Source organism: Hymenobacter monticola, assembly GCF_022811645.1.
GTDB classification, from domain to species: Bacteria; Bacteroidota; Bacteroidia; order Cytophagales; family Hymenobacteraceae; genus Hymenobacter; species Hymenobacter monticola.
On the sequence record NZ_CP094534.1, the window covers coordinates 5,510,791 to 5,526,902 of the forward strand.

The 16,112-nt window shown below is 61.0% G+C and carries 8 protein-coding genes; 5 read left to right on the forward strand and 3 right to left on the reverse strand.

What is annotated here, in order from left to right; all coding sequences use genetic code 11:
* Positions 1-6: 6 nt before the first annotated feature.
* On the reverse strand, positions 7-3,024 hold the full coding sequence (locus MTP16_RS23055; RefSeq protein ID WP_243514536.1) for a TAT-variant-translocated molybdopterin oxidoreductase: 3,018 nt from the start codon (positions 3,022-3,024) through the stop codon (positions 7-9).
* 98 nt (positions 3,025-3,122) lie between these two features.
* Positions 3,123-4,454 carry a cytochrome c3 family protein gene (locus tag MTP16_RS23060; RefSeq protein WP_243514539.1) on the reverse strand — a complete coding sequence of 444 codons (1,332 nt, stop codon included), beginning with the start codon at positions 4,452-4,454 and terminating at the stop codon, positions 3,123-3,125.
* 430 nt (positions 4,455-4,884) lie between these two features.
* On the opposite strand from MTP16_RS23060, the gene rpsF reads away from it, so the two are divergent.
* The 5 genes from rpsF to MTP16_RS23085 all read left to right on the forward strand — a co-directional run bounded on the left by rpsF (position 4,885) and on the right by MTP16_RS23085 (position 10,949).
* The gene (rpsF, locus tag MTP16_RS23065; protein WP_196286488.1) at positions 4,885-5,262 is read left to right on the forward strand and encodes a 30S ribosomal protein S6; all 378 of its coding nucleotides are present in this window, start codon (positions 4,885-4,887) and stop codon (positions 5,260-5,262) included.
* A gap of 12 nt (positions 5,263-5,274) precedes the next feature.
* Positions 5,275-5,550 (forward strand): 30S ribosomal protein S18, encoded by a 276-nt coding sequence (gene rpsR, locus MTP16_RS23070; protein WP_241934763.1) that lies wholly within the window; start codon positions 5,275-5,277, stop codon positions 5,548-5,550.
* Between the two features lie 90 nt (positions 5,551-5,640).
* Positions 5,641-6,084 (forward strand): 50S ribosomal protein L9, encoded by a 444-nt coding sequence (gene rplI / locus MTP16_RS23075; RefSeq protein WP_243514542.1) that lies wholly within the window; start codon positions 5,641-5,643, stop codon positions 6,082-6,084.
* Between the two features lie 97 nt (positions 6,085-6,181).
* Positions 6,182-8,782, forward strand: coding sequence for a GSCFA domain-containing protein (locus MTP16_RS23080; protein WP_243514546.1), 2,601 nt, complete (start codon positions 6,182-6,184; stop codon positions 8,780-8,782).
* Between the two features lie 61 nt (positions 8,783-8,843).
* Positions 8,844-10,949, forward strand: coding sequence for a thioredoxin domain-containing protein (locus MTP16_RS23085; RefSeq protein ID WP_243514550.1), 2,106 nt, complete (start codon positions 8,844-8,846; stop codon positions 10,947-10,949).
* A 70-nt stretch (positions 10,950-11,019) separates the two neighbouring features.
* Here MTP16_RS23085 and MTP16_RS23090 read toward each other — a convergent pair whose 3' ends face one another.
* A complete protein-coding gene (locus tag MTP16_RS23090) occupies positions 11,020-16,011 on the reverse strand; it encodes a fibronectin type III domain-containing protein (RefSeq protein WP_243514553.1) in 4,992 nt (1,663 codons plus the stop codon).
* Positions 16,012-16,112: the final 101 nt, after the last annotated feature.

Genomic DNA, 16,112 nt, shown 5'->3' on the forward strand with positions numbered 1-16,112 from the left:
TAAGAATTAAGCGTTTTCTTTAGCGAAGAACTCCGACTCGGCGTTGCGAATCTTCGTCAGGTACGTCACGTTCGGCTGCACGTTGATGGAGTCGAGCGAGTGGAAGGCGCGTTCCCCGTCTTCACGGCTCAGCAGCTGGCTGATGCGGCTGTTGGGGTCCTTCATGTCACCAAATACGATGGCTTCGGTGGGGCAGGATTGGGCGCAGGCCGTCACAATCTCGCCGTCTTTCGGACGACGCTTTTGCTTCTTGGCTTCGAGCTTACCGAGCTGAATGCGCTGCACGCAGAACGAGCATTTCTCCATCACACCGCGGGCACGAACCGTTACGTCTGGGTTCAGCACCATACGACCGAGGTCGGTGAACATGTGGCCGTTCACAATTTCGAACTTCTCATTTGAGTAGTACGAAAACCAGTTGAAACGACGCACTTTATACGGGCAGTTGTTGGCGCAGTAGCGCGTGCCAATGCAACGGTTGTAAGTCATCTGGTTGAGACCTTCTGAACTGTGCGTGGTAGCGAGTACCGGGCACACCGTTTCGCAGGGAGCGTGGTTGCACTGCTGGCACATCATCGGCTGGTGAATCACCTGCGGGTTCTCCGAAGGGTCTTCCATAGCCGCGTAGGTATCCAGCTTGCCTTTGGTTTCGAACGAATCCTTGTGCGTGTCGGAGCTGTAGTAGCGGTCAATGCGCATCCAGTGCATCTCGCGGCGGTTAATTACCTGCTGCTTGCCTACTACGGCCACATTGTTCTCGGTCTGGCAACCAATCACGCACGAGCCGCAGCCGATGCACGAGTTGAGGTCGATGGCCATCCCCCAGTGGTGGTTGTTGTACTGGTAGTCCTGCCACAAGGAAACCTTGTTTGGAGCTTCCAGCCCATCAGGCGTAGCAATCTTTTCGTACTCGGTTACTTCCTTGGGGTTCTCTTTGTACTTAGCCAGCGTGTTTTCCTGCACCACCGGGCGGCGGTCCATCAACGTCTGGTGCGTCTGCGTCTGGGCGATGGGCGAAGTAGCGCCGGTCTTGGCCAGGGTCACCACGTTCATGTACTGAATACCGTTGCTGGTCATGGCCAGCGGAGCGGCGTTCTCCCCTACTTTATCACCAGCCTTACCGGCCAACGTGCGGCCGTAGCCGAGGGCAATGCTCACCGTGCCATTAGCCTGGCCGGGCTGAATCAGCACAGGCAGTTCGATGCTGCGGCCGTTGGCGGTTATTTTCAGTACATCGCCTTGCTCCCATTTGTTGGCATCAGCCACAGCCATGCTACGCGGCACAGCCACGTAGTTGCCCCAGGTTGCTTTCGAAACTGGGTCGGGCAATTCTTGAAGGAAGGGGTTGTTGGCATCACAGCCGGAAGTGCTCATGCCTACTTTCTCGTAGAGCGCAAGCTCAATTCCGTTCGGCTTCGGAGCGCCGCTGATTTGAGCGGCAGCAGCGGCCGGGCTCATGGCCGGCGTGATGGGGGCCGTGGCGGCGGGCAGGGCCGTACCCATCAATACGCCATCGTGCACTGCCTTATCCCAGGCAGCATCAGTTGGGGTGATGCCGCGCCAGTTAGCACGCAGGTATTTGTAGTAAGAAGTATTGTTGCCAGCCCATTTCAGCAAGCTTTCCTGCGCTTGACGCGTGGTGAAAAGTGGCGTAATTACGGGCTGAGCGAGACTGAGGTAGCCGGCTTTGGGCTCGAAGTCGTTCCACGACTCCAGCCAGTGGTTGTCGGGAGCAGCGTATTGGCAGAGGCTGCCGGTTTCGTCCAGACGGTCGTTGAGCGAGATGGTCAGCGGCACTTTAGCAATGCCTGCCTTCACCTTGTCGCCCAGCGGGTGGTTGAACACCGGGTTGGCGTTGTAGAAAATGACGGCGCCCACTGAGCCGCTGTTCATATCATTTACCAGCGCTGCCATGCGGGCATCGTCGCCCTGGCGCACGTTGCTGGCGGCGGTACCGATGGTGGTACCAGCGTTGCCCAGCGACTGGTTGATGGCGGTAACCAGCGTCTGTACGGCCGGGTCATTCGAGCCCGATACCACGAGGCCGGTGCGGCCAGCGGCTTTCAGTTCGGCAGCGGCCATGCCTAGTTTGGTTTTCGGGTCGGCGCCAGCACCGTTTACTACGGCATTGTACAGGGCCAGCGCGGTGGCACCCATTTCCGAGGGCTTCACCGGAACGCGCACATCGGCGTTGGTGCCAGTGAGCGACATATTGGTTTCGAACTGGAAGTGGCGCGACATCGTGCGCTTGCTCGAGTTCACCTTGCGGTTTACCACGTACTGCTTAGCGTACTCAACCGGCGAAATCCAGGTGCCGAGGAAGTCGGCACCGAGGCTCACAATCACCGTGGCTTGGCTAAAGTCGTAGCCGGGAACCACGCCACCGTTGGCTTGCAGCAGGGCGCTGGCCGACTGCGCATCGTACATCACGTGCGTGGTGTTAGGGTAGCGGCTGGCGAACTCGGCGATGGCCTTCTTCGTGCTGGGGCTGATAATGGTGGGCGACACGATGGCGATGCGGCCCGTGGTGCTGGCCAGCTTCGTGCGGATTTCCTGGTCTACCTGGCTCACCTCGGCCTTCTGGCCTTTGATAGCAAAGTGCTGCAGGCGGCCACCGTCGTAAAGGCTCAGCACAGCGGCTTGCGCGCGGGCCGACAAACCACCGCGGGTGATGGGCGACTCGGGGTTGCCTTCAAGCTTGATAGGACGACCTTCGCGCGACTTCACCAGTACGGAGTTGTAATCAGCCCCGGTGAAGTAAGTGGAAGCGTAGTAGTTGGCAATCGTCGGGTCAATCTCCTCGGGCTTGTTCAGGTAAGGAATGGCTTTGCGGACGGGCGTCTCGCACGAAGCCAAGGTGGCAGCAGCCACCCCAAAACCCATTAGTTTGAGGAAGTCACGACGGGGGGCCGACGTCGCATCTTTGCTTTCGTGGCTCTCCTTCACCGGCATGAACTCGGCGAACGCCGACTGCATGAACTCCGGGGTGTTGTCCAGTTCCTCAATTCCTTTCCAGTACTTCATTTGAAATGGTAATCAGTAATCAGTATTGGGTAGTCAGTAATCAGGGGCAGTAGTCTCAATACTGACTACCCAGTATTGACTACAATAGAATCAATTTATTAGTAGTGGCACTTCGAGCACTCGGTGCCGCCGTTCGACGACACAGTGAAGGGAGCACCGGCATTCTTGGTGTCGTGCAGCTTCACGAGGTTGTCGTAGTACTTGTTGTCCTTCGTGTTGAGGGGCATCTCGCGGTGGCAGTTGATGCACCAGCCCATGGTGAGAGCCGAGTACTGGTACACCACTTCCATGTTCTGGATGGGGCCGTGGCAGGTCTGGCACTGGAGGCCGGCCACCTGCGTGTGCTGCGAGTGGTTGAAGTAAGCCAAGTCGGGCAGGTTGTGCACGCGCACCCACTGGATGGGCTGCTTGCGCTCGATGGCGCGGTAGATTTTCTTGATTTCGGGCGACTCCGTCTTAATCTGCGAGTGGCAGTTCATGCAGATGTTGGCCGAAGGAATGTTGGCCGACTTGGCCTTGTACACCGACGTGTGGCAGTAGGCGCAGTTAATCTGGTGCTCGCCAGCGTGCAGCTTGTGCGAGAAAGCAATGGGCTGGGTAGGCTGGTAGCCCTGGGTCAGACCTACAGCCATCACGCTTTGCACACCTTCATAAAGTAAAACCAAGGCGAAAACGGCTCCTACAATGCCGCGCAGCACGGGCGAGCGGTACAGCTTGCCCCAGTCGAAGCGCTGCTCCAGAATCTCGATGTCGCGGCCGTCGAGGTCTTTGCGGCCACGTAGCACGTCTTTCATCAGGTTGCCAATGATAACCAGCGTCACCACCAGCACAATCAGCACCACCACGAGGACAATTAGCAGAATGTCCATGTACTTGCCAGCACCTGCTTCGGCACCAGTAGCATCAGCTTTGCCATCGGCTTGAGCAGCGTTACCAGCAGTTGCACCGCCGGTAGCAGCGGTAGCTGTGCCTTCCTGCGAAGTCACATAAGCCAGAATCGAGGTAATCTCCTTGTCCGACAGGGCGAACGAGGGCATCTGCTGCTTGTTGAACTTGTTGAAAAGGGCTACAGCGTATTCGTCGCCGCTGGCTACTACTTTGCTCGAGTTCTTAATCCACGGAATCAGCCAGGAAACGGGGCGGCGCTTGGTGATACCGGCCAAGGCGGGGCCCACTACCTGCTCGTTGACAGCGTGGCACTGAGCGCAGTTGCCTTTGAAGAGGGCATCGCCGGCGGCAACAGCTGCGGCATCACCACCGCCTGCAGCGGGGGCCGTGGCCGTAGCCGGGGTAGCAGCAGCGGTGGCGCCGGGGGCAACCCCTTCTTTTTTCACGTCGGCAGCTTGGGCCGAAGCCTGCTGAACGCCGGCAAACGTGAGCACGAGGGCCAGCAACAGATGAGGTAACGAACGTAGTCGAAGGCTATTCATACGGGAAATAGACGGTAAAACGAAACGCTAGGGGCATTTCAAGGCCACAAATGTAGGTCAGGAATCGTAGGCGGCAAAAAGCACGAAGTCATTTTTGGCCCTAGCGCGAGCTCTTAAAGCTTATTTAGAATAATGCTAAATAGCGCACTGCCGCATCTTCCTGAAATGCTTGTGGATAGTTAAATCAGCGAGGCGCTATGCTCGCGATGATACTTTTTCTTCTGCCGGACGCTGTGTATGCTGGCTTAATGCCGAATGGAGACAACCTGCGCCCGTGCTGGGGACAATGTTGGCATACCTAATATATAGAAGGGTCGGAATAAGATGCGCCGATAGCAAATACCTCCAAGGCATACTTGGCAATGTAACGGAATGTCAGTACATTTGCACCCCAATTCATTTTTTCAATTCACAATTCACCACCATCGTAATGGAAGTTAGAAATTACGAGACGGTCTTCATTGTGACTCCCGTGCTGAACGAGAGCCAAGTGCAAGAAACGGTCGAGAAGTTCACCCAGGTGCTTAAGGAAAATAGCGCCGCCATTGTATCCACCGAAGCCTGGGGCCTGCGCAAGCTGGCGTACCCAATTCAAAAGAAGAGCACCGGCTACTACTTCTGCGTCACCTTCACGGGTGAAGGCAATGTAGTAGATACCCTGGAGCTGGCATTCCGCCGCGACGAGCGGGTTATCCGCTTCCTCACGACCGTGCTCGATAAGCACGCCGTGGAGTACAACAACCGCCGCCGCAACGGCGAAATGAACCAGCAGAAGGCGGCCAAAGAAACCGAAGCCGTAGCCCAATAACCTAGCAACGACATGGCATCTCCCGCATTCAACCGCAACAACGACCGGTCGGCTAACAATAAGCCCCAGGACAACCGCAAGAAATACTGCCGCTTCAAGAAAAACGGCATTAAATACGTGGACTACAAAGACCCGAACTTCCTGCTGAAGTTTGTGAACGAGCAGGGCCGCGTGCTGCCCCGCCGCCTCACCGGCACCAGCCTGAAATTCCAGCGCAAAGTGACCCAGGCTATCGCCAAAGCCCGTCACCTCGCCCTGATGCCGTACGTAGCCGACGCCCTGAAATAAATTTTGAATGTTGAGTGTTGAGTGTTGAAGGTTGAGCGTGGATTTTCCAACTCAACCTTCAACACTCAACACTCAGAATTTCTGCAAGACATGGAAATCATCCTCAAAGACGACGTTAAGGGCCTCGGGTACAAGAACGACATCGTGACCGTGAAATCGGGCTACGGTCGTAACTTCCTGCTGCCGCAGGGCCTGGCTATGCTGGCCGACAAAACCAACAAGAAAATCACGGCCGAGAACGTGCGTCAAGCCGCTCACAAAGCCGACAAAATCAAAGGTGACGCCCAAGCCATTGCCGACCAAATCGGTGAAACCGTGCTGGAAATTCCGGCCAAGGTGGGCGAGAGCGGCAAAATCTTTGGCCGCGTGACCACCCTGCAGCTCGCTGACGCTCTGAAAGCAAAGGGCGTGGACGTTGACCGCAAGCGTTTGTCGTTCGACCAGGAGCCTACGGCTGCTGGCGACTACACCGCTACCGCCAACCTGCACAAGGAAGTGAAGCACACGGTGAAATTCCGCGTGGTGGCTGAGTAGTTTCGGCCTGCACTTTGTTTGAAAAGCCCTGCCTGCCGGCAGGGCTTTTTTTATGCTGCCCCGGCGCTATATGGGCCGGCGGGCTATTTTTGCTTTGATGTTTAGAACTGAACTTTCTATTGCCCCGGCCACTGACCAGCTTGCGCGCACGGCGCGGGTTCTGACTATGGGCTCCTGCTTTGCCGACAGCATCGGCTCACGCCTGCTGACCAACAAGGTGGAGGCGCTGGTGAATCCGTTTGGCACCGTGTTTCAGCCCTTGGCAATGGCGCAGCTGTTGCGGGCCGCCGCGGGCGAAGACGTGGACTGGCAACAGCACCTGGTGGAAGCCCGCGGCCGCTGGCAGAGCTACGACATGCATGGCAGCATCGGGGCCGAGTCTCCGGTAGAACTGCTGCAGCACATACAGGAACTGGTGCGGCGTACCGGCGAGTTTGTGCGCAGTGCCGATGTGGTGCTGCTGACGCTGGGCACGGCCTGGGCCTACCGCTTGCGTGAAACCGGCGAGCTGGTGAACAATTGTCATAAGCAGCCCGCCGACCTGTTCGTGCGGGAGCTATTGACGCCAGATGAAATCATCAACGCGCTGGCCGAGACGCACGCCTATGTGCGCCGCATCAATCCAAAAGTGCGCTTTGTGCTGACGGTGAGCCCGGTGCGGCATTTAAAAGACACGCTTCCACTGAATGCGGTGAGCAAGTCGGTACTGCGGGTAGCCACGCACATTGTGAGCGACTTGCTGCCGGGCGTGGCTTATTTTCCGGCGTATGAGCTGCTGGTGGATGATTTGCGCGACTACCGCTTTTACGCGGCCGACATGCTGCATCCATCAGAAGTGGCTGAGGATTATATCTGGGAGAAATTTGCGCGCACGTATTTCGACGCCGAATTTGGCCGGTTCCGTAAGGAATGGGCTTCGGTGCGGCAGTCGCTGGGGCACCGGCCGTTGCACGAGGGCGCGCCCGAGCACCGGCAGTTTCTGGAAAGCACACTGCAAAAGCTGGAGCAACTGAGCCTGCGCCGCGTGGAGGTGAGCGACGAGTTGCAGACTGTGCGCACGCGGCTGGCAGCTTTGCCGGAGCCGCGTCAGCCAGAGCCGGAGGAGGAAATGGACGATGACGAAGAGCGGATTGATATCGGTGAGGGCTCGAAAGTTTCGGTAGTGAGGCGCAGCGACGGCGACGCAGCGGCCGTGGCCACAGCGGCCGATGCTGCATTGGCTGACGCGGCTCAGCCGGTCGACCCGGAAAACCGTCCGCGCTTGTCGCCGGAAGAGTTTCGAGCGCAACGGGCGCAGCGCCAGGGACGCCCGGAACGGGGACGGCGCGATGGCCGCGGCCGAAACCGGCAGGGGCAGCCTGCGGAAAATGAGCAGTTTCAAGCAGCCGAATTTGCCGCTGAGCCTGCTGATGCGCTGGCCATCATGCCAGAGGCCCGGGCAGAAGCTATGGCCGCCCTCGAGGTAGACCTGACGGAGCTTGCCACCGGCCCTGTGGCTGTGGATGCAATACCTGCGGCGGATGTTGTGGACAGCCCGGAGCCGTTAAAGAAAAAGAAACGGCGCTCCCGGGGCGGAGCCAAGCGCACGGCCCGCAAGCACGCGCTTCGCTTGGCGGCAGAGGCCGAAAATCAGGTGCTGAGCGGAGCCGCACCGGTTGAAAATTCTGCCGAGCCCGACAGCCCGGCCGCCGCCGCTGCTGACGCTGCCCAAGCGGACACGGCAAAAGAGGGGAAGAAGTCCAGCGTCATCGTTAAATCAGTGCCGGTGAAGCGCGGGGGCCGCGTGCCTCGGGTGCCATCGTTTGCGGCGCCACAGGAGGCCAGCGCCGAAACTTCGGCGTCGGTTGATGCAGAGCTGCTACTGCCGCTCTCTGCTTTGCCACCGGTGGAAGCGCCGGAAGTAGTGAGCGAGGCCGCCCCTACCCCATTGGAGCCCGCAGTACCGACACGGCGCAATAACCGCAATCGGAAGAAGAATGCGCCCCAAGGGGCTGGGGTTGTTTCGGTGCCATTAACGGAAACGGCCGACGTTGCGGCTGCTGAGGTTTCGGCTCCTGCTGCAGTTATTGGTACTGCCGAACAGCTTTTAGGCACGGAGGGCACGGCATCCGCCTCGGAAGCCAACGTTCCGGCTTTGGCCGAAGAATCGGCTTCGACAGAGGCGACTGATGCACCGAGTTCGAACGTGAGCCCCACGTCTGCCCGCCGTGCGCCACGCCGGGCCAAGGCCCGGGCCGTTAGCGGGGCACGGACGGAAAAGCCGGCCGTAGACACGCCCGTGGTGCCTGTGCCCGATGAATCGCGGGTGCGGACGCAGGTCGCGGCGGGCCGAATGACGGGCTCGTCGGCTTCTTTAGTGACGCCTGCGCCCCCGGTAGAGAAGCCAGCCACCACGGCCAAAGTCAAGCCGGCGAAGGCCATGCCCAAAGCGCCAGCAGCGAAGAAACCAGCGGCCTCAAAAGTCAAAGCAGCCCTCCTGGCCCCGCTGCCGGAGGTAGTGGCCGCAACCCTGGAAATGGCGCCAGCTCCGGCTGAGCTTGCTGCTCCAGAGACTAAGCCGGTGGCGAAAGCCCAGAAGGCGACCAAAGCTCCCGCAAAAGCTCCGGCCAAGCCCAAGGCCCCTAAAAAGGGGGCCGACGCCGAGAAACCGGCCGTCAAACCAAAAGCAGCCAAAAAGCCAAATAAATCCGCTGAATAGATTGCAAACCCGGCCTTCCTGGCCGGGTTTGTCGTTTTAAGCCTCCCCTACCCTTTCTGCTATGGCCCACGCTTCGCCCTTCACCAACCGCCTTGCCCAGGAAACCAGCCCCTATCTGCAACAGCACGCCCACAACCCCGTGGACTGGTATCCCTGGGGCCCGGAGGCGCTGAATCGGGCCAAAGTTGAGCAAAAGCCCATCCTAGTGAGCATCGGCTACGCGGCCTGCCATTGGTGCCACGTGATGGAGCGCGAATCCTTTGAAAATGATGCGGTGGCGGAAGTGATGAACCGGCATTTTGTGTGCATTAAGGTAGACCGCGAGGAGCGTCCTGACGTGGACCAGGTGTACATGGACGCCTTGCACGCCATGGGCCTGCAGGGCGGCTGGCCGTTGAACGTTTTTTTGACCTCGGAAGCCAAGCCATTTTACGGGGGCACGTATTTTCCGAAGGGCAACTGGCTGAAGCTGCTGGCCAACATCGGCGAGGCCTACGCCGGAGAACACCGTGCCGAACTGGAGCAGTCGGCCGAGCGGTTTATGGAAGTCATTGGCGCCAGCGAATTGCAGAAATACGGCGTCCAAAACCTGAACGCGGCGCAGGAAGCCGACTATTCGGCGTTGCAAGCCATTGGCGTGGCACCGAAAACCGGCCCGGCGGGCGTGTCGGGCGATGAATTTAAGCTGCTGGTGTATAACCTGAGCACGCAGTTTGACCGGGAGCGCGGCGGGATGAACCGAGCGCCGAAGTTTCCAATGCCCGGCATCTGGCGGTTTTTGCTGCGGGCCTACGCCATCAGTGGCAGCCCGGCGGTGTTGAACCAAGCGGTGCTGACGCTGCGCGAAATGGCCTGGGGCGGCATTTATGACCAAGTGCACGGCGGATTTGCCCGCTACTCGGTTGATGCAGAGTGGTTGGCGCCGCACTTTGAAAAGATGCTGTACGACAATGGGCAGTTGGTGAGCCTGTACAGCGAAGCCTTTCAACTCACGCAGGAAGAGCTGTTTCGGGAAGTGGTTTACGACACCATCGAGTTTGTCCGGCTGGAATTGACCAACGCCGAGGGTGGTTTTTACTCCTCGCTCGATGCCGATAGCGAGGGCGAGGAAGGTAAGTTTTACGTCTTCACTAAAGACGAGCTACGCGAGATACTGGGCGACGAGGAGCCGCTGTTTTCGGCTTACTACAACTGCACGGCGCTGGGCAACTGGGAGCACGGGCGCAACATCCTGCACCGCCGCCAGAGCGACGCCGACTTTGCCGCAGCGCACCAAATCACGCCGGGCATGGTGCCCGAGCTGGTGGCTGGCTGGAAGCAAAAAATTATGGCCGTGCGCGCCACGCGCGTGCGCCCCGGCCTCGACGACAAGGTGCTGACCAGCTGGAACGCCCTCATGCTGCAAGGGCTGACTGACGCTTACCGGGCCTTTGGCGAGCCCGAATTCCTGGTGATGGCCGAGCACAACGCGGCGTTTATTCAGAAGAATCTGCGCAACGGCGCGGGCCTGTTTCGCACTTGCAAAAACGGTCGGGCCAGCATCAGCGGCTTTCTGGAAGATTATGCGCTGGTCATTCAGGCCTACATCAGCCTCTACGAAGTCTCTTTCACGGAAAGTTGGCTGCGGGAGGCCGAGGCCCTGACCGAATACGTGCTGGCCAACTTCTTCGACCCCACCGAAACGCAATTCTTCTACACCAACCGCCAGGCCGAAGCCCTTATTGCCCGCAAGAAGGAATTGATGGATAACGTCATTCCCGGCTCCAACTCAGTGATGGCGCACAACCTGCGCCGCTTGGGCCGCCACCTCGAAAACCTACGCTACACCGACCTGGCAGCCAACATGCTGGCTCAGGTGCGGCATGTGGTGGTGAAACAAGGCCAGCATCTGGCCAACTGGGCCTCGCTCTACGCGGCGCTACTGCGGCCCGGCGCCGAAATTGCCATCATCGGCCCCGAAGCCGAAGACTTCCGCGAAGAGCTGAGTCGGCAATTTTTATTTGATGTGATACTGGCCGGCACCGAAACCCAGTCAGAACTTCCATTGCTCAAGCTGCTGAAAACTCCTGATAGAGGTCGCACAGCCATTCACATCTGCCGCAACCAAGCCTGCCTGGCGCCGGTGTACAGTGTGGCGGAAGCCCAAAAGCTGCTCGCTGATTTTTAGGCAGTTCACTGCAGTGCACAAAAAAAGAGCCGACCACCTGGCCGGCTCTTTTTTTGTGCACTGACTGTACTTATTCCAGTACCACCTTACGAGTTAGCACTTCCTCGCCTACTACCACACGTAGCGTGTAGAGGCCCGTGGCGAGGCCATGCGTGTTGAGCATCTGCTCGGTGGTGCCGTTGGGCAGGCTTTGCTTGTACACCACCTGGCCTAAGGCGTTGAGCAAGGTGGCTTGCATGGCCCCGTGCAGGCCGCTGAGGCGCATGGTGAGCTGGCCGGTGTTGCTGGGGTTGGGGAAAACCAGCAGGCTGCCCGACTCGGCATGCACCCGCGCCGCCGTTACGGTGGCTCCGGCAATGGTGAAGGCACCCGGCGTGTCGCTGTTGGCGTAGCCGCTCACGGCCACGTAGTAGCGTTGGCCCGCCGCAAGGCCGGTCAGGTTCACCGTACCCACAGTGGTATTGGCCGCGCCGCTGCTCTGGCAGCTCACCAGCGTGAACGGCCCGCTCGAACAGCTGGGCGCGGTGAATACCCGCACCATGCCCGCCGGCGCGCCCGTAATGGTGAGGCGCACCGCCGTAATGCCCGCAGCCGGCGTCATGCTGAACCAGACGTCGCCGGGCGTGGTAGCCGGCCCACACGTTGGCAGCCCGATACCCGGTTGAACGCTGGTAGTAGCGCCCACCGTGGTGCCCGATACCGGCTGCAAAGGACTGCCCGAGGCCGACAAGGTGAGCGTAGCAGCGCCGCAGGGGTCGTCGTTGGCGGGAGCAGGCGGCGCGGTCGTTGTCTGGAAGCAGAAAGGCCCGGCGAAGGCGCTGCTGCCGGACGGGGCCGGGCAGTTTTGCCGCACGTAGAAGCAGTACTGCGTGCTAACGGTGAGGCCGGTAATGGTCAACGTAGTGCCGGTAGCCGCCACAGTGGTGCCCGTGCCCTGCGTAAAGCCCTGCGGGCCGAACTCAACCGTATAGGTAGTGCCCGCAGCGGGCGTGCCGCCCGGTTGCCAGCTCAGTACCGCCGAATTGAGGCTGCCTGCACCCGTGCCCGCGGTGGGCACTGCGCACGGCGGCGCGGCGGTCGTGAAACACGTCGGTCCTACCGGGGTGCTGCTGCCGTTGCCGCCGGGGCAATTTTGCCGCACGTAGAAGCAGTAGGTGGTGCCGGGGCTCAAGGCCGTAAGCTGGACACTGGCGCTGGTGAGGCCGCCCAGGAACGTACCCGTGCCGGGCGTGAAGCCTTGCACGCCATATTCAAGGGTGTAAGTGGTGCCCGTGGCGGGCGTGCCGCCGGGCTGCCAGCTCACCTGGGCCGTAGTGGTGGTGACATTGCTCGAAGCAGGCGCCGTGGGCACGGCGCATACTGGCGCGGCCGTGGTAAAGCAGGTGGGACCTACCAGCGTGCTGCTGCCGTTGCCGCCGGGGCAGTTCTGTCGCACATAAAAGCAATAAGTCGTGGCCGGAATCAGTGCGGTAAGCTGCGTGCTGGCGGTAGTGAGGCCCGTTAGGGTGGTGCCGGTGCCGGGCGTAAAGCCCTGCACGCCGTATTCCACCGTGTAGGTGGTGCCGTTGGCAGGCGTGCCGCCGGGCTGCCAGTTCAGTTGCGCAGCATTGTTGGTGACGTTGGTTGATGCCAAAGCCGTCGGCGCAACGCAGACCGGCGGCGTAATGGCGCAGACAGCGTAGGTACCCACGGCGTTAACATTGAATGCCCACACGCGCACGTAGAGCACTTCGCCGGGCGTGCGGCCACTGATGGTGAGCAGCGACTTGAGCGCGCCGCCTTCATCGTCGCTGCAGCCCAACAGGCTCAAATTGCTGCAAGTACCTGAGTAAATGGCCATGCCCGTGTCGCCCACATCGGTACCCGTGCTGGGTATTACGGTGCGCACGGTAACGGTGCCCGTGGCTGGCACCGTCATCTGGAACCACACGTCACGGCTCTGGTTGTTGCCGGCACAGCCGGGCGCCGGGGCACCGGTGCTTGTGGTGGCGCTGGTGTTGTCGGTGGTGGTTTGGCTGGTGCAGGTGGTGCCCACGTTCACAGGCAAGGTCAGGGCGCCGGCGCAATTGTCGTTGGCGGGCGGCGGGGGCGGCGTGGAAAGGCACAGCGTGAAACTGGCTGCCGTGCCCGTAGGCGGCGTCAGGGCAGTGGAGTAAATCCGAATGAAATAGGTTTGGCCATTCGTCAGGCCGCCCACGGGCACGGGCTGGGTTCCATTGGCGAACACCGTGTTGCACAACAGGCTGGTGGATGCCGCGCAGGTGCCCGAGCGCACGTCATACGAGAGGGTGCCCTGTGTGGGGGTAAGCAGCAGGGTGTGGGCCGAACCGCTGGCCATAAAGCTGTACCACACATCGCCGGCGCTGCCCGAGCCCGCGCCACAGCCGGCGGTAGCCGGCAACGACTGCGAGGCATTTTCTACGGTGCCGCTCACGGGGGTGCCGCAACTGGTAGTCGTCGACACCGTGATGGGCACGGCGTTGGCGCACTCATCGTTGGCCGGCGGCGGCGGGCCGGGGCTGATGCACAGCGTAAAGGTGGCACCGATGGACGTGGGCTGCGCGGTACCGGCGGCGTATACGCGCAGGAAATAAGTTTGCCCGCTCGTCAGGTTGCCCACCAGCGTGCCTACCGTAACAGTTGCTAAGGTGGTGTAGCACGTTACACTGGCGCTGGCCGCACAGGTGCCGCTACGCACTTCCACAACGGTGGCAAAGCGGGAGTTTATGGTAATTAACTGAGAGCTGCCGCTGGCCACGAAGCTATACCACACGTCCTGCGCAATCGGCGTGTTGGCATTGCCGCAGCTGGCCGGGGCCAATGACTGCGACGCTGCTTCCACGGAGCCGGTCACCGGTGAGGCGCAGGAAGCCGTCACGGGCACCGCCACGGCGCCGGTGCATTCGTCGTTGGCGGGCGGCGTGGGCGCCGGGCTCACGCATAGCGTGAAGGTGGCATTGGCCGGCAGGGGCTGCGTGGTCCCGTTGGCGTAAATGCGGATGAAGTACTGCTGGTTGGCCGTCAGCCCGCCTACCACAGTACCGCTGGCGGCATTGGCAAACACACTGGTGCAGAGCAGGCTGGTGGAGCTGGTGCAGGTGCCCGAGCGGATGTCCATCACCGCGCCGAAGCGCGTGGTGAGGGTGATGAGCTGGGTAGGCGCACTGGCCACGAAGCTATACCACACATCGGCGGCTGTGGTCACGCCCGCGCCGCAGCTGGCGGTGGGCGGCAGGCTTTGCGTGGCACTGGCCACCGTGCCGTTTGTAGAGGTGGCGCAGCCCGCCACCACGGCCACGGCCACAGCGGTGCTGCACTCATCGTTCACCGAAGGCGGCGGGCCCGCGGTGATGCACAGCGTGAAGGCCGGATTAGTCAGCTGAAAGTTGGTGTTGGCGTAAAGCCGCAGGAAATAGGCCTGCCCGTTGGTAAGTCCCGTCGCAATCACCGTTTGCCCCGAGAAGAGGGTTGAGCAGAATACGCTGGTGGAATTGGCGCAGGTGCCCGTGCGCACATCCAGCACGGCGGTAAAGTTGCCGCTGAACGCCAGGGTCTGGGAAGTACCGTTGGCGATAAAACTGTACCAGACGTCGTTGACCGTGGCCGTGGGGATGCCGCAAGTGGCCGAGGCGGGCAAGGACTGCGAAGCCCCGTTCAGCGTGCCACTAACCGGCGTGGCGCAGCTGTTGGCAATAGGCACTACCACGGCGCCTGTGCACTCGTCGTTGGCCGGCGGCGTGGGGCCGGGGTTGATGCACAGCGTGAAGGCCGGGTTGGTGGGCGTGAAGGTTCCGTTCAGATACAGGCGCAGATAGTAGGTCTGCCCGCTGGTCAGGCCGCTCACCGTCAGGGCCTGTCCGTTGAAAGCCGTGCCGCAAAACACGCTGGCGGAGCTGGCGCAGGTACCCGAGCGCACATCAACAATCGGCGTAAAACCAGCCGTCACGGTCACAAGCTGCGTGGCGCCGCTGGCCACGAAGCTGTACCACACATCGTTGGCAGTGGTGCCACCGCCGCAGTTGGCGGTGGGCGGCAGCGACTGCGTAGCGCCCTGAATGGTACCGCTCACCGGCGTGGCGCAGGCCGCGGTAACCGGTACCGACACGGCCCCGGCGCAATCGTCGTTGGACAGGGGCGGCGGCGAGGTAGCGCACACGGCAATGTTGCCGCTGCGGTTGTTGTTCCACGACCACACCCGCACGTAGAGCACCTCGCCGGGCGTGCGCCCTGTGTAGGCCAGCAACGACTTGGTGCCGCCGCCTTCGTCGTCGCTGCAGCCCAGTTGGGTGAGACTGCCGCAAGTGCCTGAGTAAATGGACATGCCCGTATCGCCTACGTCAGTACCCGTGGTCGATATCACGGTGCGCACGGTGACGCTGCCGCTGGCCGGCACCGTCACCGAAAACCACAGGTCGCGGCCGTTGTAGTTGGCGCAGGTGGGCTGGGGCACCCCGGCACTGGACGTAGCCAGCGTATTGTCGGCGCTTACCTGGGTGGTGCAGGTGCTGGTGGCGCTCACCGGTACGCTGATGGCACCGGCGCAGTCGTCGTTGGCCGGCCCGGTGCTGCCCTGCCCGATGCACAGCGCAAACGTGCTGCTGATGCCGGTGGGCGGCGTGTTGGTGGCCGGGTAGATGCGCACAAGATACGTTTGCAGGGCCACCAAGCCGCCCACCGACACCGCCGCGGTGTTGTTGTTGGCAATGGTGGTGCAGTACACGCTGCTGCTGCTGGCACAGTTGCCGCTGCGCACGTCCAGAATGGCCGCAAAGCGCGGGGCCAGCGTTATTAAATGAATGGAACTGCTGGCCGTGAAGCTATACCACACATCGGTGGCCGTGGTGAGGCCCGCGCCGCAGGCCGCCGTGGGGGCCTGGCTTTGGGTAGCGCCCGCCACGGTGCCGTTCACGGGCGTGGTGCACACGCTGGAAGTGGTCAGGGCCACGGCCCCGCTACAGTCGTCGTTGGCTACTTGCGCCAGGGCCCGGCCGCCGCTTAACGCCAGCAGGAATGTCCACACCAAAGGGAGCCGTCGAAACAGCAAGCGTATCATTTGCTTCATAAAAGAGGGGAAAAGGGTGAAAAAAGCGGTGAAGGCAAGGGAGTACCCGTCAGACCAGCGACGCGACGAATGGGTTGCCCAAGCTATCTATTTTCGCGCAA

Coding starts and splice junctions, on each gene's coding strand:
- MTP16_RS23055 (WP_243514536.1), bottom strand. CDS start 3,024: ATGAAGTACTGGAAAGGAATTGAGGAACTGGACAACACCCCGGAGTTC.
- MTP16_RS23060 (WP_243514539.1), bottom strand. CDS start 4,454: ATGAATAGCCTTCGACTACGTTCGTTACCTCATCTGTTGCTGGCCCTC.
- rpsF (WP_196286488.1), top strand. CDS start 4,885: ATGGAAGTTAGAAATTACGAGACGGTCTTCATTGTGACTCCCGTGCTG.
- rpsR (WP_241934763.1), top strand. CDS start 5,275: ATGGCATCTCCCGCATTCAACCGCAACAACGACCGGTCGGCTAACAAT.
- rplI (WP_243514542.1), top strand. CDS start 5,641: ATGGAAATCATCCTCAAAGACGACGTTAAGGGCCTCGGGTACAAGAAC.
- MTP16_RS23080 (WP_243514546.1), top strand. CDS start 6,182: ATGTTTAGAACTGAACTTTCTATTGCCCCGGCCACTGACCAGCTTGCG.
- MTP16_RS23085 (WP_243514550.1), top strand. CDS start 8,844: ATGGCCCACGCTTCGCCCTTCACCAACCGCCTTGCCCAGGAAACCAGC.
- MTP16_RS23090 (WP_243514553.1), bottom strand. CDS start 16,011: ATGAAGCAAATGATACGCTTGCTGTTTCGACGGCTCCCTTTGGTGTGG.